Genomic DNA, 24120 nt, shown 5'->3' on the forward strand with positions numbered 1-24120 from the left:
AGTAGGAACTGGATGCCATGAGCGCCATCAGCATCGGTCAGGCCGTCGTCCTCGGAGCCGTCGAGGGGGTGACCGAGTTCCTGCCCGTCTCCTCCACCGGACACCTCAAGATCGTCGAGGGGCTGATGGGCATCCCGGTCGACGACGACGCCGTCATCGGCTTCTCCGCGGTCATCCAGGTCGGCGCGATCGCCGCCGTGCTCGTCTACTTCTCCAAGGACATCGCGCGGATCGTCTCCGCCTGGGGACGCGGGCTGCGCGACCGGGAGGAGCGGTACCACCACGACTACAAGTTCGCCTGGTGGGTCATCTTCGCCACCATCCCCATCGTCGTCGTCGGCCTCGCCGCCAAGCCCCTGATCAAGGGCCCGCTCGCCTCGCTGTGGGTGGTCGCCGGCTCGCTGATCGTCGGCAGCGGCGTGATGTGGTGGGCCGACCGCACCGGCCGGCACAAGCGGGGCGAGGACGACACGTCCTTCAAGGACGCGATGCTGGTCGGCGGCTCCCAGATCCTCGCCCTGCTCTTCCCGGGCTTCTCCCGCTCCGGCGCCACCATGTCCACCGCGCTGATGCTCGACCTGGACCGGGTCGCCGCCACCCGGCTGTCCTTCTTCCTCGGCATCCCGGCCCTGACCGGAGCGGGACTGTACGAGCTGAAGGACGCCCTGGGCACCGGAGCGGGTGCCGCGCCCCTGGCCGTCGGCACCCTCGTCTCCTTCGTGGTGGCCTACGCCTCCATCGCCTGGCTGCTGAAGTTCGTCGCCAAGCACACCTTCAACTCGTTCGTCGTCTACCGGATCGCGGTCGGCGTCCTGCTGTTCGGGCTGCTCGGCACCGGCGTGCTGCACAGCTGACCGCGGCTCAGCGTGCGGCGCGCAGCGGCTCCCCGACGCTCCTCATGTGCCGCAGGGCCTCGCGGTGCGACGCCAGCAGCCCCGTCTGGTGGTAGGGCACGCCCAACTCGGCGCAGTACGCCTCGGTGATGGCCTGGGCCCGGCCGAGGGCGGGGGTCGGCATGCTGGGGAAGAGGTGGTGCTCGATCTGGTAGTTGAGGCCGCCCATGAAGGCGTCGACGAACGCACCGCCCCGCACGTTGCGGGAGGTCAGGACCTGGCGGCGCAGGAAGTCCAGCCGCATGCCCTTCTCGATCATCGGCATGCCCTTGTGGTTGGGGGCGAAGACCGAGCCCAGGTAGATCCCGAACAGTCCCTGGTGGACGGCGAGGAAGACGAGCGCCTTGCCCGGGGAGAGGACCGTGAACAGGCCGCCGAAGTACACCGCGAAGTGGGCGACGAGCAGCGTGCCCTCCAGGACCGGCCGTTTCACGGCCCGGCTGCCCAGCGCCTTGAAGCTGTTGAAGCTCAGGTTCAGGCCCTCCAGCGTCAGCAGCGGGAAGAACAGGGCCGCCTGGTGCCTGCCGACGAAGCGCGGCAGCCCGGTCGCCCGGCTCGCCTGACCCCGCGACCACACCAGGATGTCGGGGGAGACGTCCGGGTCCTTCTCCTCGTGGTTCGGGTTCGCGTGGTGGCGGGTGTGCTTGTTCATCCACCAGCCGTAGCTCATGCCGAGGAGCAGGTTGGCCGTCAGCAGACCGCCCGCCTCGCTGGGACGCCGGCGCGTGAAGACCTGCCGGTGGGCGAGGTCGTGGGCCGCCAGCCCGAGCTGGCCGAAGACGACGGCGAGCGCGACCGCGACGAACAGCTGGCTCCAGCTGTCCCCCAGGGCGACGAACGCGGCGACACCGCCGGCGAGCGCGAGGGCGACGACGCCGAAGCGGACCGTGTAGTACAGCGGGCGGCGCCGGAGCAGCCCCGCGCCGGCCATGCGCCGGGAGAGTTCGGAGAAGTCGCTTCCCCTTTCGCGATCCTTCTCCTGTGCGGGCGTGGGCAGGCTCTCGACGAGCACCGTTGATTCGACCATGTACCTGAGTATGTGAACGGCCGACCGGCCGCAGAATGGCGTCCGCCCCCGAAACGGGGGTGAGGCCAGCACCACCCCGGTGCGGGGGTCCACCCACCGTGGGCCTCCCGCCACCCGCACCGGCCCGGAGGGAGAATGGCGATCATGAGCACACCGACGACCTTCCGGCCGGTCCTGGAGCGCATCGCCGAGGAGATCGAGCGGACCCCGGGCAGCGGCCGGCCCGCCGACTACATCCCCGCCCTCGCCGCCCGCGACCCGCGCCGCTTCGGCATGGCCGTCGCCGAGCCGGACGGCACGGTCTACGGCGTGGGGGACTGGCGGGAGCCGTTCTCCGCGCAGTCGCTCACCAAGGTCTTCACCCTCGCCCTGGACCTGGCCAGGGAGGGCGACACCCTGTGGGAGCACGTGGGCCGCGAGCCGTCCGGCAACCCGTTCAACTCCCTGGTGCAGCTGGAGTACGAGAACGGCATCCCGCGCAACCCGTTCATCAACGCGGGCGCCCTCGTCGTCACCGACCGGCTGCACACCCGCACCGGCGACGCGGCCGGCGAACTGCTCGCCTTCCTGCGCGCCGAGAGCGGCAACCCGGACCTCACCCACGACGAGGAGGTCGCCGCCTCCGAAGCCGCGCACGGCGACCGGAACGCCGCGCTGGCGCACTTCATGGCGTCCTACGGCAACATCGACAACCCCGTACCGGTGCTCCTGGACCAGTACTTCCGCCAGTGCTCCGTCGCCGCGTCCTGCGCAGACCTGGCCCTGGCCACCGGCTTCCTGGCCCGGCACGGCATCCGCGCGGACGGCACCCGGCTGCTCAGCCGCAGCCGGGCCAAGCAGATCAACGCGGTGATGCTGACCTGCGGGACCTACGACGCGGCCGGCGACTTCGCGCACCGGGTGGGTCTGCCGGGCAAGAGCGGGGTCGGCGGCGGCATCATCGCGGTGGTGCCGGGGCACTGCACGCTGTGCGTATGGAGCCCCGGCCTGGACGAGCGGGGCAACTCGGTGGCCGGGGTGGCGGCCCTGGACCGCTTCACGACGCTCACGGGACTGTCGGTGTTCTGAACGTGCCCGGCGCTCCCGTCAACTGCCGTCGTCCCGGACGAGCTTGAGCCGCAGGGCGAGCGCCATGACTCCCGCGCCGAGCCCCGCGACACCGAGGATCGCCCCCGACTCCGGCCAGCCCGGAGCGTCCTCGGCCGGCTTCGCCGCGGCCACCGCCGCGGGTACGGCCTGCGGTCCCTGCCGGGGACGCTCGCCCTCGGGGACCAGCGAGCCCACCGGGTCGACCTCGCCGGCCGCCTCGAAGCCCCAGTCGAGCAGGGCCCGGGCCTCCTCGTAGACGGCGTGGCCGCCGCCCTCCTGCGGGTTCATCACCGTGACGACCAGGGCCCGTCCGTCGCGGCGGGCGGCGGCGATGAGCGTGTTGCCCGCGTTGCTGGTGTAGCCGTTCTTCACCCCGATCAGCCCCGGGTACGGCTCCACGCCGTCGGCCCCGGTGAGCAGCCGGTTGGTGTTCATGATCCCGTACGAGCTTCCGTCGCGGCCGGGGAACATCGCGTCGACCTTGGCGCAGTACCGCGCGAAGTCGGGACGCCGCAGCCCCTCCCGGCCGAAGACGGCCAGGTCGTACGCGGAGGAGACCTGGCCCGGGGCGTCGTACCCGTCGGGCGAGCGGACGTGGGTGTCGCGGGCGCCGAGCGCGCGGGCCTCGGCCTGCATCCGGGCCGCCGTGGCGCTCCACCCGCCGGTGAGCGAGGCGAGCACGTGCACGGCGTCGTTCCCGGAGTTGAGGAAGACGCCGTTCCACAGGTCGGAGACGCGGTACGTCTGGCCCTCGACGACACCGACCAGGCTGCTGCCCGGACCGATGCCGGCCAGGTCCTCGGGGGCCACCTCGTGCCGGATGCCGCCCGGCAGCGCGGGCAGCACCGTGAGCGCGAACAGCGTCTTGAGGGTGCTGGCCGGGGGCAGCTCGCGGTGCGCGTCGTTCGCCGCCAGCACGTCGCCCGTACCGGCGTCGGCCACGACCCAGGACAGGGCGGAGACTTCGGGAACCCGGGGCGCCGCGGGGTGCGGCCGGACCTGCGTGCCGGAGCGGTACAGCGGCGACGACCGGGCCTGCGCACCGCCGGGCGGACCGGGGTCCGGCCGCCCCGCGCGGGCGGCCGCGGTGGCGGGCACGAGCGTCAGCAGTCCTGCGGCGCAGAGCATGCAGGTGGATCGAACCGCCCGGGATGAGAATCCGATAGTCATACCGCAAACGTAGGAACGGCCCCGCACGCCGCCACGCTGACCGGGCCGGGTCCGCCCCGCAAACACCCGGATGCCGTAGCGCGGGGGCCGAGGGGCGGTGCCGGCCGGTGCCGTCGGCGGGAGGTGTCAGCCGGCGGGCAGAGTCGGCTGGACCTGCCGCAGGAACGTGGCGTTGTCCGGCGTCCGGCGCAGCCGCTCCAGCAGGGACTCCAGGCCGGACTGCCCGTCCCGGGCCACCAGGGCCCGCCGCAGCCCGCGCACGGCGCTCGTCTCGGCACCGGACAGCAGCAGCTCCTCGCGCCGGGTGCCCGAGCCGACCGGTTCGACGGCCGGGAAGACCCGGCGGGAGGCCGGCTCCCGGCTCAGCCGCAGTTCCATGTTGCCGGTGCTCTTCAGCTCCTCGAAGTAGAAGTCGTCGGCCCGCGAGCCGGTCTCGACCAGTGCGGTGGCGAGGACGGTGAGGGAACCGCCCTCCTCCGCCTTGCGGGCCGCGCCGAAGAACCGCTTGGGACCCAGCAGCGCCCCGGCGTCGACACCGCCGCTGAGCGTGCGGCCGCCGGAGGAGGCGGCGTTGTTGTGCGCCCTGCACAGCCGGGTGAGGGAGTCGAGGAGGATGACGACGTCCTCCCCGGCCTCGACGAGCCGCTTGGCCCGCTCGATCACCAGCTCGGCGAGGGCGATGTGCTGCTTGGCGCTCCGGTCGAAGGTCGAGGAGTACACCTCGCCCCGCACCGAGCGCCGCATGTCGGTGACCTCCTCGGGGCGTTCGTCGAGCAGCACCACCATCAGCCGGGCCTCGGGGTGGTTGCCGGCCACCGCGGCGGCGATCTGCTGGAGGAGGACGGTCTTGCCGGTCTTCGGCGGGGCGACGATCAGTCCGCGCTGGCCCTTGCCGACCGGGGCGATCAGATCGACGACGCGTCCGGCGAGACCGGCCGCCGGGTGTTCGAGCCGCAGCCGCTCGTGCGGGTGCAGCGGGGTCAGGTCGGCGAAGTGCCGCCGGCTCCGCCCCTCGGGCGTACGCCCGTTGACGCGGACGACGTCGGTCAGGGTGCGCCGGTCGCCGTACACCCCTTCGACGAGGTCGCCCCTGCGCAGGCCGTGCCGGCGGATCAGCGCGGGGGAGAGGGCGGGGTCGGCCGGCTCGGGCTGCAGGTTCTTGCCGCGCAGGCGCCCCTTGCCGCCCGCCTCGATGTCGAGGACACCGCTCGCGATGTCGGCCGGGGAGTGCTGTACAGGGGGGTGTTCGAGTGTGGTGGTCATGTGGGCGGTCCTTTCGAGGACACGGGCATGGGACATGCGGAAGGAAGGGGAGAGCCGCGCGAGGGGTCGGACGACACGCCTCCGGACGGCGGGGAACAGCACCTCGGACACGGCGGGGACGGTGCCCCGCTCACGAGGTTGTGCTGAGAAGCGGACGCGCCGGCCGCATCAGGCCGGGCAAATCCACGAACCGAAGGGAAACTGGCACCGGCGCCCGATCAAGGGGGCGTACACGAGTGCTGACAGCACCCTACCACGACTCCCGGTCCCGACAGGTGCCGACGAGGGTCCGCGTCGCGTCCTCCGCATGTCCCGTGCCGGACTCAGTCCGCCGAAGTCGCCCGTGCCTCCCGCGTCTCCTGTGCCTCCTGTGCTTCCTCGGCGATGCGCTCGAACTGCGCGGCCATGGCCGTCTGCAGGGCCTGGGCGCCCGAGAGCGGGCGCACCATCACCGTCAGTTCGGCGATGCGGCCGGACGCGTCCAGGCGCAGGAAGTCGCAGCCGCTGATCTCGCGGTCGCCCACCCGCGCCGCGAAGAGCAGGGCGTGGTCGCGGCCGTCCGCCTCGCCGATGACCCGCTCGTAGCGGAAGTCCTCGAAGACGCGCTCGACCGCGCGCAGGATCGCCGCCGTGATCGCCTTGCCCCGGTACGGCTTGAACACGACGGGGCTGGAGAAGACCACGTCGTCGGCCAGCAGTGCTTCTACGGCGTCCATGTCGTGTGCCTCCACCGCCGCGCGGAATGCTCGCATCGCAACTCCTTCTTAGTCAACTATTTGAATAGGTGTGGAGTAGAGTAGTCTGCCTGGCCCCCGCTTGCTAGCGTGTCGACATGTCTCTCAAGTACGCCGTCCTGGCCGCCCTGCTCGAGGGCGAGGCCTCGGGCTACGAGCTGTCCAAGGTGTTCGACGTGTCGCTCGCCAACTTCTGGCCCGCCACGCCGCAGCAGCTCTACCGGGAGCTGGAGCGTCTCGCGGGCGACGGACTCATCGAGGCCCGGACCGTGCCGCAGGAACGCAGGCCCACCAAGCGGCTGTTCTCGCTCACCGAGGCGGGCCGGGAGCAGCTCGGCGTCTTCGCCGCCGCGCCGACCCGGCGGCCCACCGCCATCCGCGACGAGTTCCTGATCAAGATGCAGGCCATGGACGGCGTCGACCCGGCGGCGGTCCGCGCGCTGGTCGAGGAGCGCAGGGCCTGGGCGCTGGGCAAACTCGCCCGCTACGAGCGGGTGCGGGAACGCCTCCTGGACGGCCGTACCGAGGAGGAGCACCTGCGGGAGGCCGGCCGCGTCGGGCCCTACCTCACCCTGGCCGCCGGCATCACGTTCGAGCGGGAGAACGCCCGCTGGTGCGAGCGCGTGCTCACCGTGCTCGACGAACGCCGCGCTCCCGCCGGGCCCGCCGGACAGGCCCCAGGGCCTGTCTGACAATTCCCGTCTGCCGCGCGACGCCATGCACGCCCTCTCGCCGCACCGGCCCCAGACCCGAGTACGGCCAGTACGCGGGTCTGGGGCCGGCGCACCGAGAGCACGCACCTGACGCCGCGCGGCCGCCCTTCGGGCGACGACGCGAATTGTCAGACAGGCCCTAGGCTGACCGGATGTTCAGCCCCGAAGGCCCCACCCTGCGCGAACTCGCCGTCCAGGCGCTGTCCTCGGTCGAGCGCGGCTACGACCTGCTCGCCCCGAAGTTCGACCACACCCCGTACCGGACGCCGGACCGGGTGCTGGAGGCCGTGGCCCGCGGACTGGAGCCGCTGGGGCCCTTCGCCGCCGGACTCGACCTGTGCTGCGGCACCGGCGCGGGCGTCGAGGTGCTGGCCCGGGTGTGCCAACGGGACGTGACCGGGGTCGACTTCAGCGCGGGCATGCTGGAGGTCGCGCGCGGGCGCACCCTGCCACCGGGCCCGGCGGTCTCCTGGGTGCGCGCGGACGCCCGCGCCCTGCCCTTCGGCCCCGCCTTCGACCTCGTGGTGAGCTTCGGGGCGTTCGGGCACTTCCTCCCCCGCGAACTGCCGGGCCTGTTCGGCCAGGTGCGCTCCGTGCTCCGGCCGGACGGCTGCTTCGCCTTCCCCGTCGTAGCCCCGCCCCGGCCCGGCTCCCCGGGGTACTGGACGCTGCTCGGCTTCGACGCCGCGATGCGGGTGCGCAACGCGCTGTGGCGGCCGCCGTTCGTCATGTACTACCGGACGTTCCGGCTCGGGGACGTGGGCCGCGAGCTGTCGCGGGCCGGCTTCCGGACGGACCTGCACGCCCTGCCCGAGTTCGGACGCCGCCCCGACGGCAGCCCGCGGGTCCGGCTGGTCGTCGCCCGGCGGCTCCCGTAGGACGGCGGGTCAGCCGGCCGCCGGGAGTGTGAACTCGTAGACCAGGGCGTCCTGCCGGGTGTCCACCAGGAGGTCCGTGATCTCCAGCGGCCGCGCGTACTGGTCGTGCACCCGCCGCACGACCCGGACCGACGCGGTGTCGGGCTGGAGCGTGATGGTGTCCCGGTGATGCAGCGTCAGGCCCGCGCGGCGCATCCAGTCGTAGGCCCGCCGCAACTGCGCGCAGGCGAGCCCGTCGGCCCGGTCGCGGTAGCGGGCCAGTTCCTCCACCTCGGCCAGCGCCACGGCGGAAAACGATGTCACCGCCGTCCGCCTGCCGTTGCCTCCGGCCGCCGCCGAGGTGTAGTGGTGCATCAGGGTCGGCCGGCCCGGCACCAGCCCCAGCGCCGCGGAGTGCTCAGGCGGCGGCGTCCCCCAGACGACGGTGGCACGGTCTCCGCTGCGCGGCTCGGCCGCCCGGGCGCCGACCGGGAAGACCAGGGGCGCCGCGCATCCGGCCGGCGCCCCCGGCAGGGCGACGTGGCTGCCGCGCCGGTCGGTGCTGAGCAGACCGTCGCGGCGCAGCACGTCCAGGGCCTGCCGCACGGTCTCCCGGCTGACTCCGAAGTGCTCCGCCAGCCGGCGCTCGCCGGGCAGCCGTTCACCCGGGGGGACGGTCCCGTCGCGCAATTCGCCGAGCAGTTGGTCCGCCACCCGCCGGTACAGGGGCGGCGGGGCGTCGGCGGGTGCCGGATCGGCGGGGGGCGGGTCGTGCGGGGTGGTGCGGGCCATGCCGCGCCTCCTGTTGATGACGTACGGTAGCCGCGCGGGCTCGGTGCGCCACCAGGATTACCATTGGTCTAAACCAGCAGGGAAGTCCGGTCCGCCGGTTCGGCCGAAACACCACCCACGAACCTCAGGCGTGGCGGCTCAGCCAGCGCAGCTTCGCGGCCTCCTGGTACGGCCCGCCGCCCTCGTGGTCGTTGAAGTCGTACACCTCGATCGTCCGGTCCTCGTGCGTCCAGGCGTTGAACGCGGCGAAAACGGTCGACGGCGGGCAGGTCTGGTCCTCCAGGGCGGCCGAGAACAGGGCCGGGGACCGGCCCCGCGCCGCGAAGTGCACGCCGTCGAAGTACGACAGCGTGCGCAGCGCGTCCCCGGTGCGGCCGCGGTGGGTCTTCAGGTAAAGGCCGACCTCACGATAGGGATGCCGGTCGGTGAGCGTGGTGGCGCGCGGGAAGTCGCACAGGAACGGCACGTCCGGCGCGACGGCGACCAGGTCCGGCACCAGGCCGCCGACGGCTATCGTTATGCCGCCGCCCTGGCTCGTGCCCAGCGCGACCGTGCGGGCCGGGTCGGTCAGCGGATGCGAACGGGCCGCCTCGACCGCGCGCACGGCGTCGGTGAAGACCCGGCGGTAGTAGTAGTTCTCCGGAGCGTCCAGACCGCGGGTCATGAACCCCGGGTACGCGGGCGTGCCGCCGACGGGGTCCGCGGTGCCGCCACCGCCGCCCCAGGCGCTGCCCTGACCCCGGGTGTCCATCACGAAGTGGGCCCGGCCGGTGGACGCCCACAACAGGTGCTCGTGCGGCAGCCCGCGCCCACCGCCGTACCCGACGAACTCCACGACCAGCGGCAACGGCTCGGCCGCCGCGGCCGGCAGGATCAGCCAGCCCTTCACCGGATGGCCGCCGAACCCGGCGAACGTCACGTCGTACACCCGCACCGTGGACAGTCCCGTGTCGACCGGTTCGAAGCGGGCGTCCAGCTCGTGCTCGCGGGCCTCGGCGAGCGTCTTGCTCCAGAACGCGTCGAAGTCCTCGGGCTCGGCCGACGCGCTGCGGTAGGCGTGGAGTTCGTCGAGCGGAAGGTCGAACAGGGCCATCGAGAACCGCCTTTGCGGAGAGACGCGGCAGACCGTACGGGTGATCACACGGTACGTGAGCGGCTCGCGGAAACGCCAGGTCCGGCCGCCCCCGGGAACCGTGCGGGCAGGGGCGCCGTCAGGCCCGCCGGTGGGTCCACTGCGGCTCCGTGAGCGCCCAGTCGCGGTCCCATTCCGCCATGCGGTGACGCATGGCCACCGCGCGTACGGCGCGGTGCGCGAGGAGCACCGTGAGCACCGTCCCGATGGTGGTGAACGAGCCGACGGTGGCGCTGTGCTGCCAGATCTCGGCGCCGTCCGACGGCGGGGGCACGCTCTTCCCGTGGGAGTCCAGCCACACGTCGACGGTGTCACCGTGCCGGGTGCCGGCCGGCACCCGCGCCGTGGTGCTCTTCTCCGTGCCGTCCGGTGCCTTCCAGTGGACGGTCGCACGGTACGAGTGCTGTCCGCCGAGCTGGCCCGTCGACAGGGTGCCGGGGTTGCGGTCCACCACCGTGGCACGGACGTGGTGCCGCTCGGCCCGCTGCGCCGCGACGATCGCCTGCGCCTGCCCGTGGCCCCACCACGCGGTGGCGGCACCGAGCACCGGCGCGGCCACGAACAGCAGGAGGGCGACGACCACCTTGGTCCACGCCTCGACGACGTCCGACCGGCGCCGCAGCGGATTGCGCCGCCGGCGTCGGCCGCGTACCCGGATTCGCATGTCGACCTCCCCGCGATCACCGCGACCGGAGGAGCGGACGGACGGCCGTCGAGCGCGGGGGCCGCCGCGCCTCGGTGTCGCGCCACGTGTGCGAGTGCCCGCACTGGACTGGTACCCAGTCCTGCGGGCCTCGCTCACGAACCGGGCGGGATCAGCCGAAGCGTTCGATCCGGATCCGGTCCACCGGCTGTCCGGCCGCCACCAGCAGCCGCGACGCGTGCTCCGCGAACGCGTTCGACCCGCACACGTAGGCCTCCCAGCCGCCGGCGGGCGGCTCGGCGAAAAGCGGCGCCAGATGCGCGGACGCCAGCCGGCCCACGGGCGTCCCGGCCGGCGCCGTGCGGGTGAACACGGGCGTCGTCTCCGCGCCGAACTCACCGGCGTAGATCAGCTCCTCGGGGCCGCGTGCGGACACCAGGAGCCGCAGCGGCACGGTGAGCCCCCGCGCCCTGTGGTGCCGCACCATCGACATCAGCGGTACGACCCCGGACCCGGCGCCGAGCAGCAGGGCGGGCCGGTCGCCCGGCCAGGCGAAGAAGCCGCTGAGCGGGCCGCGCACCTCGATCTCGTCACCGGGCCGCGCCACCGTGTGGAACCAGCCGGACACCTCACCGTCGGGCACCCGGTCCAGGGTCAGCTCGATGTGCCCGGACCCGTCCGGGGCGGAGGCCAGAGAGTAGTGGCGCTGGGCCCGGTAGCCGTCCGCGGCGGTGAGCCGCAGCATCAGGTGCTGGCCGGGCAGGTGGCCCGCCCAGCCGGGCACGGCGAGTCGGAAGGTCGACGCGCGGGGCGTCTCGCGGCGGATCCCGGTGAGCGTGGCCGTCTGCCACGTCCCGGCCACCCGGCCGTTCACCTCGATGCGCCCGGGCACGGCGAACCGCGCCGGGGGAGTGGGGGCCGCCGCCCCCGCCGTGTGCGTGGCCGTCTCAGTCACCGGAGTACCGCTGCTCCTCCCAGGGATTGCCGCGGGCGTGGTAGCCGTTCTGCTCCCAGAAGCCCGGCTCGTCGTGGTCGAGCAGCTCCAGCCCCGCGATCCACTTCACGCTCTTCCAGAAGTACAGGTGCGGGACCACCAGCCGCGCCGGACCGCCGTGCTCGGGGGCGAGCGGCCGCCCGTCGTACTCCCACACGATCCAGGCCCGCCCGCCGGTCAGGTCCGCGAGCGGCAGGTTCGCGGTGTAGCCGGTGTACGCGTGGGCGACCGCGTGCGTGGCCGACGGCAGCGGACCCGCCGCGTCCAGGAAGGCGTCCAGCGACACGCCCCCGAACCGCACCCCGAACTTCGACCAGCCGGTGACGCAGTGGATGTCGCCCGCGTACCCGGAGGCCGGCAGCAGGCGCGCCCCGGCCAGGTCCCAGGTGCGGGGCTCGGCCACCAGACCGCCCACGCGGAAGGTCCAGTCGGCGGGCGCGATCTCGGGAGTGACCTCGGCGGACAGCACGGGCCAGTCGTCGCCCGCGTCGTACTGACCGGGCGGCAGCCCCGGCCGGGCGGCGCGCGGACGCCCGGTGAAGCCTCGGGTGGTGTTCATGCGGTGGGGCCTTTCGGGCCGTCGGGGCGGGCTGCCCGCGGCCGGCGTGATCAGTGCGTACTCGTCCAACCGTACGGGTCCGCGGGCGCTGCCCGGTCCCGCTCCCGGCCCGGGGCCGCGTCCGGCCACGCGTTGTACCGCTCCAGATACGCGGCGAAGCGGAGCAGCTCCTCCTCGGGCCAGTCGGCGAGCCGTGCCCGGAAGGCGGCCCGCCGCCGCTCGGTGACCCGGTCCAGGACGTGCCGTCCGGATTCGGTCAGATGCAGGACCTGGACGCGGTGGTCGTCCGGGTCGACGCGGCGCTCGATCAGTCCGGCGCGCTCCAGCGCGGACACCTGGCGGCTGACGGTGGACTTGTCCAGGGCGTAGTGGGCGGCCAGGTCCGTGGCCCGGCGGCCGTCCCGCTCCTCCAGATGCCCGAGCAGCGTGTACGACACCAGGGACAGCTCCGGGTGCATGCGGCCGGCCGAGGCGCGGGCCCGGCGGGCGAAGACCGTCATCTCGCGCTGGATGGTCTCCACGGCCGCGTCCGCGGGGCGTCCGCCGGGAACGACGGTCGTCTCGTCCGGTGTCCCGGCAGCCGTCACAGCTCCTCCTCCGCGTTGCTGGTTGCACAGTACAACTTTGGCGGGGAGGTCCGGGAGTCGACCACCCGCGGGAGCCCTCGGGGTCTGATCATTGGGGTAGTGTGTCCGACGGCCGCGGACCGCCCCGGCCGTCGGACGACTGGGAGGTGAGACCGATTACCGCTGTGTCGGCCCGGGTGCTCTCACCTCACGGCAGTGCGGTCACCGGAGACGAGTGACCGCGAGAGCGCCCTTCGGTTCCCGAAAGGCTCTCGGCTTCCATGCCTCCCACTTTCCCCGCCACGCCCACCCCGGCGTCCTCGCCCGCCCCCTCCGCGCTCTTCTCGGCGACTCTCCCGTCGCGTGACGCCGTCGTGGCCGCGCTGCGCGCCGCCGGCTGCGTCTTCGCCGAGGACGAGGCCGCGCTCATCCTGACCACCGCCCGCACCGCCGCCGACCTCACCGCACTGGTCGACCGCCGCGTCGGCGGCCTGCCCCTGGAACTCGTCCTGGGCTGGGCCGAGTTCCGCGGCCTGCGCATCGCGGTCGCGCCCGGTGTCTTCGTGCCCCGCCGCCGGACCGAGTTCCTGGTCTCCGAGGCCCTGGCCCACGCACCGCACGCGCACGTCGTCGTGGACCTGTGCTGCGGGTCCGGGGCCGTCGGAGCGGCACTGGCGACCGCCCTGGACCGGCCCGAGGTGCATGCCGCCGACGTCGATCCGGCCGCCGTGCGCTGCGCCCGCGGCAACCTCGCGGACGCGGGCGGCCGGGTGTACGCCGGTGACCTGTTCGACGCGCTGCCCGGCACCCTGCGCGGCCGGGTGGACATCCTCGCGGCCAACGTGCCGTACGTGCCCACCGGCGAGGTCGCCCTGCTGCCCGCCGAGGCCCGCGAGCACGAACCGCTGGTCGCCCTGGACGGCGGCACCGACGGTCTCGACGTGCTGCGCAGGGTCGCGGCCGCGGCGCCCGGCTGGCTCGCACCGGGCGGCTGCCTGCTGGTCGAGACCAGCGAACGCCAGGCACCCGACGCCGTCGACGCCTTCACCCGGGCCGGTCTGGCGACCCGCCTCGCGGTCTGCGAGGAGCTGTACGCCCATGTGGTGATCGGCGTCAGGGACTGAGCGTTTCGCCGTCGTGCCGCGCCGGCGGTGTGGCCCTGGCGATCAGCAGGGCCACGTCGTCGGAGTTCTCCGGCTCGTGCAGGGTGCGCAGCAGCAGGTCGCAGACCTCCTCCAGCGGGCGGTCCGGGCCCTCCAGCAGGGCGAGGAGCGCGTCCAGCCGCTCGTCCAGCGGATGCCTGCGCGTCTCGACCAGGCCGTCGGTGTAGAACACCAGCCGGTCGCCCGGCTCCAGGCCGACCTCGGTGGTGGAGAAGGCGACGCCGCCCACCCCGAGCGGCACCCCGGTGGGCAGGTCGAGCAGCTCGGGCGGCCGGCCGGCCCGCAGGCGGACCGGGGGCAGATGCCCGGCGTTGGCGATCAGGCACCGCCGCCGGTGCGGGTCGTGGACGGCGTACAGGCAGGTGGCGATGGCCTGGTCCAGGCCCGCCGTGGTCCGCTCCAGGTGCCCGAGCAGCTGCGCGGGGTCCAGCTCCAGGGCGGCCAGCGTGTTCGTGGCGGTGCGCAGCCGCCCCATGGAGGCCGCCGCCGCGATGCCGCTGCCCATCACGTCGCCCACCACGAGCGCGGTCCTGCCGCCCGCCAGCTCGATCACGTCGAACCAGTCGCCGCCGACCTCGCTGGTGCCCCCGGCCGGCTGGTACCGGGAGGCGACCTCGAGGCCGCCCGTCACCGGCGGATGGCTGGGCAGCAGGCTGCGCTGGAGGGTGAGGGCGGTGTCGCGGGCGTTCTGGTACCAGCGGGCGTTGTCGATCTGCAGCGCCGCCCGCGCGGCCAGCTCCCGGGCCAGCAGCAGGTCGTCCTCGTCGAACGGCAGGGGGTTGGAGATCCGCTTCAGGTCCAGGGCGCCGAGCACCTCGCCCCGCGCGATCAGCGGCACGGCCAGGTACGAGTGGACGCCCGCCCGGCGCAGCAGCTCGGCCGCCTCCGGCGAGCGGGCGATGCGTCCCAGGTCCTTGCGCGTCACCCGGGACACCAGCACCGGCCGGGCGGTGCGCACGCACTCGGTGACCAGGCGGTCCGGCCCGTACCGGGCGACGCCGCCGGGCGGGTCGGCGGCCCCCAGGGCGTCCCGGGCCCCGTCGGCCGCGCGAACGGCCAGCGCCCTGATCACCGCCGGTTCGGCCGGACCCAGGGTGCTGCGCCGGCCCTCCACCACGGCGTCCAGCAGATCCACCGCGGCGACGTCCGCCAGGCCGGGCACCGCCACTTCGGCCAGCTCGTACGCGGTGCGGTCCAGCCGCAGCGTGGTGCCGATCCGCGCGGAGGCGTCCGCCACGGCGGCGAGCCGGCGCCGCGCGCCCTCGGCCTCGGCGGCCGTCCGGTACTGCTCGGTCACGTCGACGATCGAGACGGCCACCCCCAGCACGGCGCCCAGGGCGTCCTCCAGCCGGTACAGCGACACCGACCAGGCGTGCTCCTCGTCCGGGTCGGCGGGCGTCCGCCCGGTCGCGGGCTGGTCGACCACCGGGCGCCCGGTCTCCAGCACCCCGCGCGCCGCCGCCTCCAGCGGGTCGGCGTCCACCTGCGGCAGCAGCTCGCGGACCGTCCGGCCGAGGTGCTCCTCGGCGGGGACGCCGTTGAGCCGCTCCAGGGCCGGGTTGACCGAGACGTACCGCAGGTCGGTGTCCAGGACGGCCAGCCCGATCGGGGACTGCATGATCACCCTCGTGGACAGGGCCACGTCCCGCTCCAGCCGGCGGACCATCGACTGGTCGGCCGCGAGCCCCAGGGCGTAGACGTCCCCGCGGTCGTCGAGCAGCCGCATGTTGCGGAACTCGACCAGCCGGGTGCTGCCGTCCTTGTGCCGGACGGGGAAGGCGCCCGCCCAGCTCCGGCCGGTCTTCATGACGTCCCCGAACAGCCGCACGACCAGGTCGAGATGGCGTTCGTGGACCATGATGCGGGCCGCGTACTGCCCCAGCGCCTCCGGTGCGGAGTAGCCGAACAGCTCCTCGGCCTGCGGGCTCCACAGGACGATCCGGCCCTCGGTGTCCAGCACGATCGAGGCCACGTTCAGCAGGTCGAGCAGCCCACTGGGCCGCACGGGTCCGCGCGGCGACGGCTCGCCCTCGAACCCGGCAGACCCCGCTGCAGCCATCCCACGCCCCGCCTTCACCGTCCGACGCGGCACACCCTTCGATGCCGACCCTCCTGTTCTACCGCGTTCCACCGCGTGGAGGGCCGGTCGTGCCGGGGCTCCGCCGTCTCCTCCCAGCATCTCCCCGCAGACCGGGGACCGCCGCACGAAGCGCCGGGGGCCGCCGTACCCAGCGCCGGGGACCGCCGTACCCAGCGCGTCCGGAGTTGGTCTGTACATGCCTTGAGTAGCGGTCCAGACTGTGCGCCGAGTGCCTCCCGCCCGGCCACCCCACCGAGGAGCCCCCATGCCCCTGCGCGCCCGGCAACGTTGTCACGCCGTTCTGACCGGCCTCGCCGTCCTCGCCCTCTCGGCCACTCTTGCGGGCCCGGCCCGGGCGGACGCCCCCGCCCCGGGCGCCCGGACCGCCGACACCTGGACCGAGGTGGGCTCCGACCGCGCCGACCCGCTGACCGAGAGCCAGGGCCTGGCCTCGGTCGAGGTCCCGGCCGGCAGCCCCAACCGCTACACCGGGATCGGCACCATCCCGTTCGGCCTCAGCACCCGCGGCTGGAACCACGTCGGCGACCCGGACGCGTCCTACGACGGCCACTACGTCGAGCCGTACCAGCGCGACGACGGGAACACGAAGATGTTCCGCGTGCAGGCGCCGGACGGGAGCTGGGCGGAGTACGTGCACACGCTGAGCCCCGGGGAGGCGCTGAACAACTCGTGGTCCGCCGTCTCGCCCGACGGGCAGTGGATGCTGGCGGGGGAGTGGGGCACCATGAACCGGCTGCTGGTCTTCCCGAACCCGGGCGTCAACCCCGCCACCTCGCCCTCGGCGAACCTCCCGCAGGCGGCCACCGTCCATCTGGACCACGCCGTGCGCGACGTCCAGGGCTGCGACTTCCTGGACGCCACCACGCTGCTGTGCTCCTCCGACGACCCGGAAGGCACGCTCTTCGGCATCACCAAGCCGCTCCTGCGGATCGACCTGTCGGCGGCGCCGGACGGCACCGCCGACGTCACCGGACACGTCACCGCGCTGCGGCAGCTGCCCCTGCGCAGCGCCTGCTCGGGCGGCTTCGAGGCGGAGGGCATCGACTACGACCGGCGTACCGGCACCCTGCGCGTGATCGTCGTGTCGCCGGGCTTCTGCGTGCTGACGGACAGCAAGACGTACCGGTTCACCCGGGGCTGACCCGGCCCCTTCGCGCCGGGCCGCCGGTGGTGCTTTTCTGGTGGTATCGGCGAGAGCGGTTTCGGTCACGACCACGAGAGGGAGCGATCACGATGGACGGTGAGCGACTGCATCCGGAGTCCGTCTCGGTGGAGCTGAGCGGATGCAGCAAGGAGGACGCCCGGACCGTGTTCGACACCCTGTGCGCGTGCTTCTCCTCCGACCGGCACGCGGGCGACGTGACCCGGGAGTACGACGAGGTGCGTCCGACCGTGTGGCTCGGCACCTTCGACGTGGCCGACAGCCGCGGGGGCGAGTGCGACCCCGCCCGGCTCGGCGCGTCCGTGGAGGCCGACGCCCAGGGCGGCTACTGGGCGATCGAGAGGCTGCGCACCACCCTGGACTCCCTGTTCACCGTGCACGACCTGAGCCAGGCCTCCGGGGACCAGGAGCGGGAACTGCACGTACGGCTCGAGACCCGCTGACCGGGTCTGCGGGCGTCGGTGTGGCGTACGCCGCGTCTTTGTGCAACTAGTTGCACAAAGACGCGGCGGTCCTCTACAACAGAGGCACCACACCCCGCACGGAGGGCCCGATGAGCCGTTACCCGCACCTGCTGAGCCCGCTCGACCTGGGCTTCACCACGCTCCCCAACCGGGTCCTGATGGGCTCCATGCACGTCGGCCTGGAAGAGGCCGAGCGCGGTTTCGAGCGCATGGCCGCCTTCTACGCCGCCCGGGCCCGCGGGGGAGTGGGCCTGATCGTCACCGGCGGCATCGCCCCCAACGACGAGGGCCGCCCGTACGAGGGCGGCGCCAAACTCACCTGCGAGGCCGAGGCGGAGCAGCACCGTGTCGTCACCGACGCCGTGCACCGCGAGGGCGGCCGCATCGCTCTCCAGATCCTGCACTTCGGCCGCTACGCCTACCACGCCGACCTGGTCGCCCCGAGCGCGCTCCAGGCCCCGATCAGCCCGCACGTCCCGCGCGAGCTGACCGACGCCGAGGTCGAGCGCACGGTCGAGGACTACGTCCGCACCGCCCGCCTGGCCCGCGAGGCCGGGTACGACGGCGTCGAGATCATGGGCTCCGAGGGGTACCTGATCAACGAGTTCATCGCCGCGCGGACCAACCACCGCACCGACCGCTGGGGCGGCTCGTACGAGAACCGCACCCGCTTCCCCGTCGAGATCGTCCGCCGGGTGCGCGAGGCGGTCGGCGAGGACTTCATCGTCGTCTACCGCCTGTCCATGCTCGACCTGGTGCCCGGCGGCTCCACCCTGGACGAGGTGATCACCCTCGCCAAGGCCGTCGAGGCCGCCGGAGCCACGATCATCAACACCGGCATCGGCTGGCACGAGGCCCGCATCCCCACCATCGCCACCTCGGTGCCCCGCGGCGCCTACACCTGGGTGACCAAACGCCTCATGGGCGAGGTGTCGGTCCCGCTCGTCACCACCAACCGGATCAACACCCCCGAGGTCGCCGAGGCGCTGCTCGCCGAGGGCGCCGCCGACCTGGTCTCGATGGCCCGCCCGATGCTCGCCGACCCCGACTTCGTCGCCAAGGCCGCGGCCGGCCGCTCCGAGGCCATCAACACCTGCATCGGCTGCAACCAGGCCTGCCTGGACCACACCTTCAGCGGACAGATCACCTCCTGCCTGGTCAACCCGCGCGCCTGCCACGAGACCGAGCTGGTCCTGACCCCGACCCGGCGGCGCAAGCGCGTCGCCGTCGTCGGCGCCGGACCGGCCGGCCTGGCCTGCGCGGTGAGCGCCGCCGAACGCGGCCACGAGGTCACCCTGTTCGACGCCGCGAGCGAGATCGGCGGTCAGCTCAACGTCGCCCGCAAGGTCCCCGGCAAGCAGGAGTTCGACGAGACGCTGCGCTACTTCCGCACGCAGCTCGCGGCGCACGGCGTCGACGTGCGCCTGAACACCCGCGCCGGCGTCACCGACCTCGCCGGCCACGACGAGGTCGTCGTCGCCACCGGCGTCACCCCGCGCACGCCCGACATCCCCGGCGTCGGCCACCCGTCCGTCGTCGGCTACCTCGACGTCCTGCGCGACGGCGCCCCCGTCGGCGAGCGCGTCGCGATCCTCGGCGCGGGCGGCATCGGCTTCGACGTCGCCGAGTACCTCACCGACGGCGGCGACAAGGCCCACGAGGACCCGGAGACGTACTTCCGCCTCTGGGGCGTCGACACCGACTACCGCGCCCCCGGCGGCCTCGCCGCGCCCGAGCGCCCCGCACCGCCGCGCACCGTCCACCTGCTCCAGCGCAAGACCTCCAAGGTCGGCGCCGGGCTCGGCAGGACCACCGGCTGGATCCACCGCACCGAGCTGAGGCACCGCGGCGTCACCATGGTCCCGGGCGTGCGCTACGACCGGATCGACGACGCCGGGCTGCACATCACCGTCGGCGACGAGTCCACCGTGCTGGAGGTCGACACGGTCGTCCTGTGCACCGGCCAGGAGCCCAGCCGCGGCCTGTACGACGACCTGGTCGCCGCCGGCCACCGCGCGCACCTCATCGGCGGCGCCGACGTGGCCGCCGAACTGGACGCCAAGCGCGCCGTCAAACAGGGCACCGAGCTGGCGGCGGCGCTGTAGGAGAGCGTACGGACGGAGGACGGGAGGAGCGCGGGCGAAGGACGGGCCGTCCCTAGGATGAGGCCATGTCACTCCCGCACGCGATCCTCACCGCCCTGGTCGAAAAGCCGTCGTCCGGGCTGGAGCTGACCCGCCGGTTCGACAGGTCGATCGGCTACTTCTGGTCGGCCACGCACCAGCAGATCTACCGCGAGCTGGGAAAACTGGAGACGCAGGGCCTGATCCGCGCGCTGCCCGGCCAGCAGCCGGCCCGCGGCCAGAAGAAGTCCTACGAGGTCCTGCCCGCCGGCCGCGCCGAACTGTCCCGCTGGACCGCGGCCCCGCAGGACCCCAAGCCCCTGCGCGACACCATGCTGCTGCGGCTGCGCGCCGCCGCCGTGGTCGGCACCGCCGGTGTCGAGGCGGACCTGCGACGCCATCTGGAGCTGCACGAGCGGCAGTTGGCCGAGTACGAGGAGATCGAGCGGCGCGACTTCCCGCCCGGCCGGGACAGCACCGAGGACCGGCTGCGGCACCTGGTGCTGCGGGCCGGCATCGACCTGGAGACGTTCTGGACCCAGTGGCTCGGGCACGCGCTGGCCGAGTTCGCCGAACTGCCCGGCGAGGAACCGGCCTGACACCCTTCCCGGGTGCCCGCTCAGAACCGGTACGGCTTCGAGCGGCGGCGCAGGAACCAGGCCCCGGCGATGACGCCCGCCCCCAGCAGCGCGCCGCCCGCCACCAGGGTGGCCGTGCCGTAGTCCTGGACCGCACCGCCGAGACCGCCCATGACGCCGCCCGGCGACGCGGACGGGGACGGGGTGGCGGACCGGCTCGGTGAGGGCGACGGGGAGGGGGCCGAGGAGACGATCACCGTCTGGGTGCCCGCGGTGCTGTTGTTCGAGCACATGACGATCACCGTGTACGTGCCCGGCGAGATTCCCGACCAGGCCGCGGACTGGCCCGAACCGCTGCCGGACAGCGCCACCTGCCGCCCCTGGGCGAAGTCCCGCTGGCTGCTGGTGAGCAGGGAGGCGGTGCCCCAACTGCCGTTGAGCTGGGCGCAGGCCGTGGTCGTGACCGACACCGTGGTCCCGGTGGTGCTCACGGAGATCCCCGGTCCCGCCGGGGCCGGCCCGGCGGCCAGGGCGACGGGCAGCACGGCGGCGGCCGCCACGGTGGCGCCGGAGCGGAGAAGCGGCGATGAGATGCGCATGTGGACTGCCCTCCGGCGGCACGGTCGGCGGTACATCCCTTGCGCCGCCGGGGTCGGGAACGCCCGTGCCCCCTCTGGCAGCCAACAGGGCACCGGCCGCGCCCGCATGCGGAGCGCGACCGCCCAGGTGACGCCTTCCCCGAGCCGGACCGCAGCCGACCGGGCGGCACGTCAGCCGTCGGCCCCCAGCGTCGCCTTCCGTTCCGCCGAGAAGCCGCCCCAGGTCCCGTCGGCCAGCCGCGCCCGGATCCGCACCCGGTGCACGACCCCGGCCTCGCGCCCGGCGTAGAAGCTGTACTCGGCGCGGTCGCGCGGTGCGTCGGCGCCGTAGACCAGCGAGGTCGCCGCACGGCCGTCCAGGTGGATCTGGTACTCGGTCACCGGAGTCTCGGTGCGCGGCGGGACCCAGGAGAGGTCCAGGTAGTAGGCCCCGTCGGCGAGGTGGGAGGCGGCGCGCAGGTCCGTGGGCGCGGTGGCGTGTCCGTCGTCGGTGCCCGGAGTGGTGAGCCGGACGGCGGCGCCCGCGGGGGAGACGTTGTCGGCGGCGTCCCGGGCCCGCACGGTGAACGCGTAGCGGGTGCCCGCCCGCAGCCCGGTCACCACGGCCGCCGTCTGGTTGCCGCCGACGCTGTGCACCTTCGTGTCGCCCTGGTAGACGTCGTACGACACCACCCCGCGGTCGTCCTTCGCCGCCGACCAGGTGAGCTGCACCGCCCGGCTGCCGGCCGCCCGGCCGCGGACGTCTCCGGGGCGGGTCGGCGCGGAGTCGTCGGCCACCGCGGCGGGAGTGGTCGCCCGCACCTCCCGGCTGGGCGGTCCGAGCCGGCCCTCGGCGTCCCGCGCCCGCACGGTGAAGACGTACGGCGTCGAGGGGCGCAGCCGGGTGACGTCCACCATCCGCTCGGCCTTCGGCACCTCCTGCACCAGCGTGCCGCCGCGATACACCTCGTAGGTCCGCACGTCGTCGACCGCGTTCCACATCACGTGCACGGTCGTCGCGCTGCCGGCCTCGGCCGTGACGCCCGTGGGCACCGCGGGCAGCCCGCCGCCGTCCCCGTCCCCGCCCGGGCCCCAGCCGCAGGAGGTGAGCAGCAGGAGCGTCCCGCAGAGCAGGGCGCACCGGCGCGGGAGAGAGGGAACGGGAACCTCGCGCACGGCTCAGCCTCCCCTGCGGCGCCGATTCGACGGCGGTGGACTGTAAAGGTCCGGACCAATATGACCCCCGTGACGCGATCACATCAAGAGGGCCGTGGGTGACGGCCACTCGGGAGGGTTACGTATGCTGAGTCATCTCACGGCCGAACTCCCCGCCGCTTCGGGGAAGTTCGGGCCGGTGGCGCGTGGACCGCTGTCGTCGCCGTCCCGCGCCGGCGCGGGCGGCCGGGCGGGCCGGAGCCGGAACAGGCCCGGCCCGCCCGCCCCCGGTCCCGCACCCCCCGGCGCACCGGGCGCACGGCGGGCGTGCACCGTCTGGCCCTGCGAAAGGTGGTCGCGCGGGCGTTTCGGGGACAGATGAGGCCGAGTGTCCGTCCAAGCCCCCGAGGAGAGGCCACATCGTGCGTGTCCAGTCGCTGACGCTGGTCGCGGCCAGCGCCGCCCTGCTCGCCCCCACGACGTTCCCCGCCGCTCCGCCCCCGCCGCTTCCCGAACCGCCGGCGCAGCTTCTGCTGCCTGGTGCGCCGGACCGGGCAAGGCCCCTGCGCGCGGACCGGTCCGGAGTCAGGATCGGCCCCGTGCCGCACGTCCCGGCCGGGCAGCCCGCGCCCCACGCGCGGGAGCGGACGGACTCCGGCCCGGAGGCCGGGCCCCGTGCGCAGCGGGGCGAGAGCGGGAGCCCCGTCCGCGCCGCCGACCTGCTGGCCCGGGTGCGGGACTGCGACCCCGTCTCGCGCGGGCGCTACCGCAGCGACGCCGGAGCACCGGCGGACATCCCGGTCTGCGGCACCAAGGAGGCCGTGTACTGGAAGGCCGACCTGGACGTCGACTGCGACGGCCGGCCCGGCGACCGGTGCAACAGCGGCACCGACCCGCACTTCAGCCCCGCCACCGCGTACACCGGGTCCGACGGCCGCCCGCTGGACGCCGAACGCCTGCCCTACGTCGTCGTGCCCGGACCCAGCGACACCTGGGACCACCGCGAGGACGGCGTACGCGGCGGATCGCTCGCGGCCCTCGTCCACGGGGACCGGGTGCGGTACGCGGTCGTCGGCGACGTCGGCCCGAGCGGCCTCATCGGCGAAGCCTCCTACGCCGCCGCACGCTCCCTCGGCATCCCGGCGGATCCCGAGGGCGGCGGCGTGGCCTCCGACGTGACGTACATCGTCTTCAAGGGCAGCGAGGTCGAACCCATCGACGACACGGCCGCGGCCGAGAAGACGGGGGAGCGGCTGGCACGGCGGTTCGCGGACGGTGGCTGAGCGGGCGGCCGGGGCCTCCCGCCCAGACCTTGCCGGGCCTTCGGACTTTTCGGTGCTTTCGGCTCTTCCGGTGCCTCAGACCTTGCGGTACGAGTACGCCTCCGCGGCCGCCGCCTCCACGGCCGCGAGGTCGGCGCCCGTCGACGCCGTGACGACCGCCGCCACCGCGCCCTCGACGAAGGGCGCGTCCACCAGGCGGGTGTTCTCGGGCAGTTCGTCACCCTCGGCGAGCAGCGCCTTGACGGTGAGCACCGCACTGCCCAGGTCGGTGAGGACGGCGACCCCCGCGCCCCGGTCCACCGACGCGGCGGCGGCCGCGACCAGTTCCGAACTGGTGCCGAACTCGCCGGACGCGGTACCGCCCGCCGGGGCGACGGCCACCGCCCCGGCACCGCCCGACAGGGCCTTCGCCAGCTCCGCCACCGACGCGGCGACCTCGGCGCTGTGCGACACCAGCACGATCCCCACCAGCTTCTCGTCACTCACCGGCCGTCTCCTCCAGCGCCACGAAGAGCAGCGCGGACGAGGTCGCCCCCGGGTCCTGGTGCCCGATGCTGCGCTCGCCCAGATAGCTCGCCCTGCCCTTGCGGGCCTGCAACGGCGTGGTCGCCTCGGCCCCCTCGACGGCGGCCGTGCGGGCCGCCGCGAACGAGTCGCCCAGGGCGTCCACGGCGGGCACCAGGGCGTCGACCATCGTCTTGTCGCCCGGGGCCGCACCGCCCAGCGTCCGGACCGCGTCCACGCCCGCCCGCAGCGCCTCGGCCAGCTGATCGGCGCTCACCTCGGGGGAGTCCCCGAGCGCCTTGCCGGTACGGCGCAGCAGCGTCCCGTACAGCGGCCCCGAGGCACCGCCGACCGTGGAGATGAGCTGCCGCCCGGCGAGGATCAGGACGGCGCCGGGGGTGTCGGGCGCCTCCTTCTCCAGCGTGGCGGCCACGGCCGTGAAGCCGCGCTGGAGATTGCTGCCGTGGTCGGCGTCGCCGATGGGTGAGTCGAGAGCGGTGAGACGGTCCGCCTCGCGGTCGACCAGCGCGGTGGCCGCCGTCATCCAACGGCGGAAGAAGTCGGCGTCGAGCACAGG

The 24120-nt window shown here is 74.0% G+C and carries 25 protein-coding genes; 10 read left to right on the top strand and 15 right to left on the bottom strand.

Annotated elements, in window-relative coordinates:
- Positions 1–17: 17 nt before the first annotated feature.
- Positions 18–854: an undecaprenyl-diphosphate phosphatase gene (locus tag ACFV9J_RS34455; protein WP_385361109.1), complete on the top strand. Its 837-nt coding sequence runs from the start codon at positions 18–20 to the stop codon at positions 852–854.
- Positions 855–861: 7 nt separating this feature from the next.
- On the opposite strand, the gene ACFV9J_RS34460 is transcribed toward ACFV9J_RS34455, so the two are convergent.
- On the bottom strand, positions 862–1920 hold the full coding sequence (locus ACFV9J_RS34460; RefSeq protein ID WP_385361111.1) for a fatty acid desaturase family protein: 1059 nt from the start codon (positions 1918–1920) through the stop codon (positions 862–864).
- Between the two features lie 135 nt (positions 1921–2055).
- On the opposite strand from ACFV9J_RS34460, the gene ACFV9J_RS34465 reads away from it, so the two are divergent.
- Complete coding sequence (locus ACFV9J_RS34465; RefSeq protein ID WP_385361114.1) at positions 2056–2988, top strand: glutaminase; 933 nt, start codon at positions 2056–2058, stop codon at positions 2986–2988.
- Positions 2989–3006: 18 nt separating this feature from the next.
- Here ACFV9J_RS34465 and ACFV9J_RS34470 read toward each other — a convergent pair whose 3' ends face one another.
- From ACFV9J_RS34470 to ACFV9J_RS34480, 3 genes are all read right to left on the bottom strand, one after another.
- Entirely contained in the window at positions 3007–4179 is a 1173-nt protein-coding gene (locus tag ACFV9J_RS34470) for a D-alanyl-D-alanine carboxypeptidase family protein (RefSeq protein ID WP_385361116.1), read from the bottom strand.
- Positions 4180–4305: 126 nt separating this feature from the next.
- On the bottom strand, positions 4306–5553 hold the full coding sequence (gene rho / locus ACFV9J_RS34475) for a transcription termination factor Rho (protein ID WP_385361119.1): 1248 nt from the start codon (positions 5551–5553) through the stop codon (positions 4306–4308).
- A gap of 212 nt (positions 5554–5765) precedes the next feature.
- The gene (locus ACFV9J_RS34480) at positions 5766–6194 is read right to left on the bottom strand and encodes a nuclear transport factor 2 family protein (protein ID WP_385361120.1); all 429 of its coding nucleotides are present in this window, start codon (positions 6192–6194) and stop codon (positions 5766–5768) included.
- A gap of 80 nt (positions 6195–6274) precedes the next feature.
- Here ACFV9J_RS34480 and ACFV9J_RS34485 point away from each other — a divergent pair, with 80 nt between their 5' ends.
- Both ACFV9J_RS34485 and ACFV9J_RS34490 read left to right on the top strand, forming a co-directional pair.
- Positions 6275–6868 (top strand): PadR family transcriptional regulator, encoded by a 594-nt coding sequence (locus ACFV9J_RS34485; protein ID WP_385361122.1) that lies wholly within the window; start codon positions 6275–6277, stop codon positions 6866–6868.
- 173 nt (positions 6869–7041) lie between these two features.
- Positions 7042–7767: a class I SAM-dependent methyltransferase gene (locus ACFV9J_RS34490; RefSeq protein WP_385361125.1), complete on the top strand. Its 726-nt coding sequence runs from the start codon at positions 7042–7044 to the stop codon at positions 7765–7767.
- A 9-nt stretch (positions 7768–7776) separates the two neighbouring features.
- Here the strand turns inward: ACFV9J_RS34490 and ACFV9J_RS34495 are convergent, their stop codons facing one another.
- From ACFV9J_RS34495 to ACFV9J_RS34520, 6 genes are all read right to left on the bottom strand, one after another.
- Positions 7777–8538 carry a GntR family transcriptional regulator gene (locus ACFV9J_RS34495; protein ID WP_385361127.1) on the bottom strand — a complete coding sequence of 254 codons (762 nt, stop codon included), beginning with the start codon at positions 8536–8538 and terminating at the stop codon, positions 7777–7779.
- A gap of 124 nt (positions 8539–8662) precedes the next feature.
- Positions 8663–9631 carry an acetylxylan esterase gene (locus ACFV9J_RS34500; RefSeq protein WP_385361129.1) on the bottom strand — a complete coding sequence of 323 codons (969 nt, stop codon included), beginning with the start codon at positions 9629–9631 and terminating at the stop codon, positions 8663–8665.
- A gap of 118 nt (positions 9632–9749) precedes the next feature.
- Positions 9750–10334, bottom strand: a complete 585-nt coding sequence (locus ACFV9J_RS34505; protein WP_385361131.1) for a hypothetical protein — start codon at positions 10332–10334, stop codon at positions 9750–9752.
- A gap of 151 nt (positions 10335–10485) precedes the next feature.
- On the bottom strand, positions 10486–11205 hold the full coding sequence (locus tag ACFV9J_RS34510; protein ID WP_385361208.1) for a ferredoxin reductase: 720 nt from the start codon (positions 11203–11205) through the stop codon (positions 10486–10488).
- A 55-nt stretch (positions 11206–11260) separates the two neighbouring features.
- Positions 11261–11866, bottom strand: a complete 606-nt coding sequence (locus ACFV9J_RS34515) for a sulfite oxidase-like oxidoreductase (RefSeq protein WP_385361133.1) — start codon at positions 11864–11866, stop codon at positions 11261–11263.
- 50 nt (positions 11867–11916) lie between these two features.
- Positions 11917–12453: a MarR family winged helix-turn-helix transcriptional regulator gene (locus ACFV9J_RS34520; RefSeq protein ID WP_385361135.1), complete on the bottom strand. Its 537-nt coding sequence runs from the start codon at positions 12451–12453 to the stop codon at positions 11917–11919.
- Positions 12454–12713: 260 nt separating this feature from the next.
- Here ACFV9J_RS34520 and ACFV9J_RS34525 point away from each other — a divergent pair, with 260 nt between their 5' ends.
- Positions 12714–13556 carry a putative protein N(5)-glutamine methyltransferase gene (locus ACFV9J_RS34525; RefSeq protein ID WP_385361137.1) on the top strand — a complete coding sequence of 281 codons (843 nt, stop codon included), beginning with the start codon at positions 12714–12716 and terminating at the stop codon, positions 13554–13556.
- Here the strand turns inward: ACFV9J_RS34525 and ACFV9J_RS34530 are convergent.
- The gene (locus ACFV9J_RS34530; protein ID WP_385361139.1) at positions 13546–15654 is read right to left on the bottom strand and encodes a SpoIIE family protein phosphatase; all 2109 of its coding nucleotides are present in this window, start codon (positions 15652–15654) and stop codon (positions 13546–13548) included. The genes ACFV9J_RS34525 and ACFV9J_RS34530 overlap by 11 nt on opposite strands.
- 286 nt (positions 15655–15940) lie before the next feature.
- Here ACFV9J_RS34530 and ACFV9J_RS34535 point away from each other — a divergent pair, with 286 nt between their 5' ends.
- From ACFV9J_RS34535 to ACFV9J_RS34550, 4 genes are all read left to right on the top strand, one after another.
- Positions 15941–16837 carry a hypothetical protein gene (locus ACFV9J_RS34535; RefSeq protein ID WP_385361141.1) on the top strand — a complete coding sequence of 299 codons (897 nt, stop codon included), beginning with the start codon at positions 15941–15943 and terminating at the stop codon, positions 16835–16837.
- A 92-nt stretch (positions 16838–16929) separates the two neighbouring features.
- On the top strand, positions 16930–17301 hold the full coding sequence (locus ACFV9J_RS34540) for a hypothetical protein (RefSeq protein WP_385361144.1): 372 nt from the start codon (positions 16930–16932) through the stop codon (positions 17299–17301).
- 110 nt (positions 17302–17411) lie between these two features.
- Positions 17412–19427 carry an FAD-dependent oxidoreductase gene (locus ACFV9J_RS34545; RefSeq protein ID WP_385361147.1) on the top strand — a complete coding sequence of 672 codons (2016 nt, stop codon included), beginning with the start codon at positions 17412–17414 and terminating at the stop codon, positions 19425–19427.
- Positions 19428–19492: 65 nt separating this feature from the next.
- On the top strand, positions 19493–20044 hold the full coding sequence (locus ACFV9J_RS34550) for a PadR family transcriptional regulator (RefSeq protein ID WP_385361149.1): 552 nt from the start codon (positions 19493–19495) through the stop codon (positions 20042–20044).
- Positions 20045–20064: 20 nt separating this feature from the next.
- Here ACFV9J_RS34550 and ACFV9J_RS34555 read toward each other — a convergent pair whose 3' ends face one another.
- Positions 20065–20622, bottom strand: a complete 558-nt coding sequence (locus ACFV9J_RS34555) for a hypothetical protein (protein ID WP_385361151.1) — start codon at positions 20620–20622, stop codon at positions 20065–20067.
- A 171-nt stretch (positions 20623–20793) separates the two neighbouring features.
- Complete coding sequence (locus tag ACFV9J_RS34560; protein WP_385361153.1) at positions 20794–21777, bottom strand: fibronectin type III domain-containing protein; 984 nt, start codon at positions 21775–21777, stop codon at positions 20794–20796.
- A gap of 401 nt (positions 21778–22178) precedes the next feature.
- Here ACFV9J_RS34560 and ACFV9J_RS34565 point away from each other — a divergent pair, with 401 nt between their 5' ends.
- Entirely contained in the window at positions 22179–23039 is an 861-nt protein-coding gene (locus tag ACFV9J_RS34565) for a glycoside hydrolase family 75 protein (protein WP_385361156.1), read from the top strand.
- A gap of 75 nt (positions 23040–23114) precedes the next feature.
- Here the strand turns inward: ACFV9J_RS34565 and ACFV9J_RS34570 are convergent, their stop codons facing one another.
- Positions 23115–23525, bottom strand: coding sequence for a PTS-dependent dihydroxyacetone kinase phosphotransferase subunit DhaM (locus tag ACFV9J_RS34570; RefSeq protein ID WP_030865695.1), 411 nt, complete (start codon positions 23523–23525; stop codon positions 23115–23117).
- Positions 23518–24117, bottom strand: a complete 600-nt coding sequence (dhaL, locus tag ACFV9J_RS34575) for a dihydroxyacetone kinase subunit DhaL (protein ID WP_109028845.1) — start codon at positions 24115–24117, stop codon at positions 23518–23520. The genes ACFV9J_RS34570 and dhaL overlap by 8 nt, the downstream gene beginning before the upstream one ends.
- Positions 24118–24120: the final 3 nt, after the last annotated feature.

This window comes from Streptomyces sp. NPDC059906 (assembly GCF_042730645.1).
Classification (GTDB): domain Bacteria; phylum Actinomycetota; class Actinomycetes; order Streptomycetales; family Streptomycetaceae; genus Streptomyces; species Streptomyces rubrogriseus.

What these genes read in the sequence shown, in the direction of transcription:
- ACFV9J_RS34550 (WP_385361149.1), top strand. Translation starts at nt 19,493, where the DNA reads ATGTCACTCCCGCACGCGATCCTCACCGCCCTGGTCGAAAAGCCGTCG.
- ACFV9J_RS34525 (WP_385361137.1), top strand. Translation starts at nt 12,714, where the DNA reads ATGCCTCCCACTTTCCCCGCCACGCCCACCCCGGCGTCCTCGCCCGCC.
- ACFV9J_RS34495 (WP_385361127.1), bottom strand. Translation starts at nt 8,538, where the DNA reads ATGGCCCGCACCACCCCGCACGACCCGCCCCCCGCCGATCCGGCACCC.
- ACFV9J_RS34555 (WP_385361151.1), bottom strand. Translation starts at nt 20,622, where the DNA reads ATGCGCATCTCATCGCCGCTTCTCCGCTCCGGCGCCACCGTGGCGGCC.
- ACFV9J_RS34535 (WP_385361141.1), top strand. Translation starts at nt 15,941, where the DNA reads ATGCCCCTGCGCGCCCGGCAACGTTGTCACGCCGTTCTGACCGGCCTC.
- ACFV9J_RS34460 (WP_385361111.1), bottom strand. Translation starts at nt 1,920, where the DNA reads ATGGTCGAATCAACGGTGCTCGTCGAGAGCCTGCCCACGCCCGCACAG.
- ACFV9J_RS34505 (WP_385361131.1), bottom strand. Translation starts at nt 10,334, where the DNA reads ATGCGAATCCGGGTACGCGGCCGACGCCGGCGGCGCAATCCGCTGCGG.
- ACFV9J_RS34500 (WP_385361129.1), bottom strand. Translation starts at nt 9,631, where the DNA reads ATGGCCCTGTTCGACCTTCCGCTCGACGAACTCCACGCCTACCGCAGC.
- ACFV9J_RS34455 (WP_385361109.1), top strand. Translation starts at nt 18, where the DNA reads ATGAGCGCCATCAGCATCGGTCAGGCCGTCGTCCTCGGAGCCGTCGAG.
- ACFV9J_RS34485 (WP_385361122.1), top strand. Translation starts at nt 6,275, where the DNA reads ATGTCTCTCAAGTACGCCGTCCTGGCCGCCCTGCTCGAGGGCGAGGCC.
- ACFV9J_RS34480 (WP_385361120.1), bottom strand. Translation starts at nt 6,194, where the DNA reads ATGCGAGCATTCCGCGCGGCGGTGGAGGCACACGACATGGACGCCGTA.
- ACFV9J_RS34545 (WP_385361147.1), top strand. Translation starts at nt 17,412, where the DNA reads ATGAGCCGTTACCCGCACCTGCTGAGCCCGCTCGACCTGGGCTTCACC.
- ACFV9J_RS34470 (WP_385361116.1), bottom strand. Translation starts at nt 4,179, where the DNA reads ATGACTATCGGATTCTCATCCCGGGCGGTTCGATCCACCTGCATGCTC.
- ACFV9J_RS34515 (WP_385361133.1), bottom strand. Translation starts at nt 11,866, where the DNA reads ATGAACACCACCCGAGGCTTCACCGGGCGTCCGCGCGCCGCCCGGCCG.
- ACFV9J_RS34530 (WP_385361139.1), bottom strand. Translation starts at nt 15,654, where the DNA reads ATGGCTGCAGCGGGGTCTGCCGGGTTCGAGGGCGAGCCGTCGCCGCGC.
- ACFV9J_RS34540 (WP_385361144.1), top strand. Translation starts at nt 16,930, where the DNA reads ATGGACGGTGAGCGACTGCATCCGGAGTCCGTCTCGGTGGAGCTGAGC.
- ACFV9J_RS34465 (WP_385361114.1), top strand. Translation starts at nt 2,056, where the DNA reads ATGGCGATCATGAGCACACCGACGACCTTCCGGCCGGTCCTGGAGCGC.
- ACFV9J_RS34490 (WP_385361125.1), top strand. Translation starts at nt 7,042, where the DNA reads ATGTTCAGCCCCGAAGGCCCCACCCTGCGCGAACTCGCCGTCCAGGCG.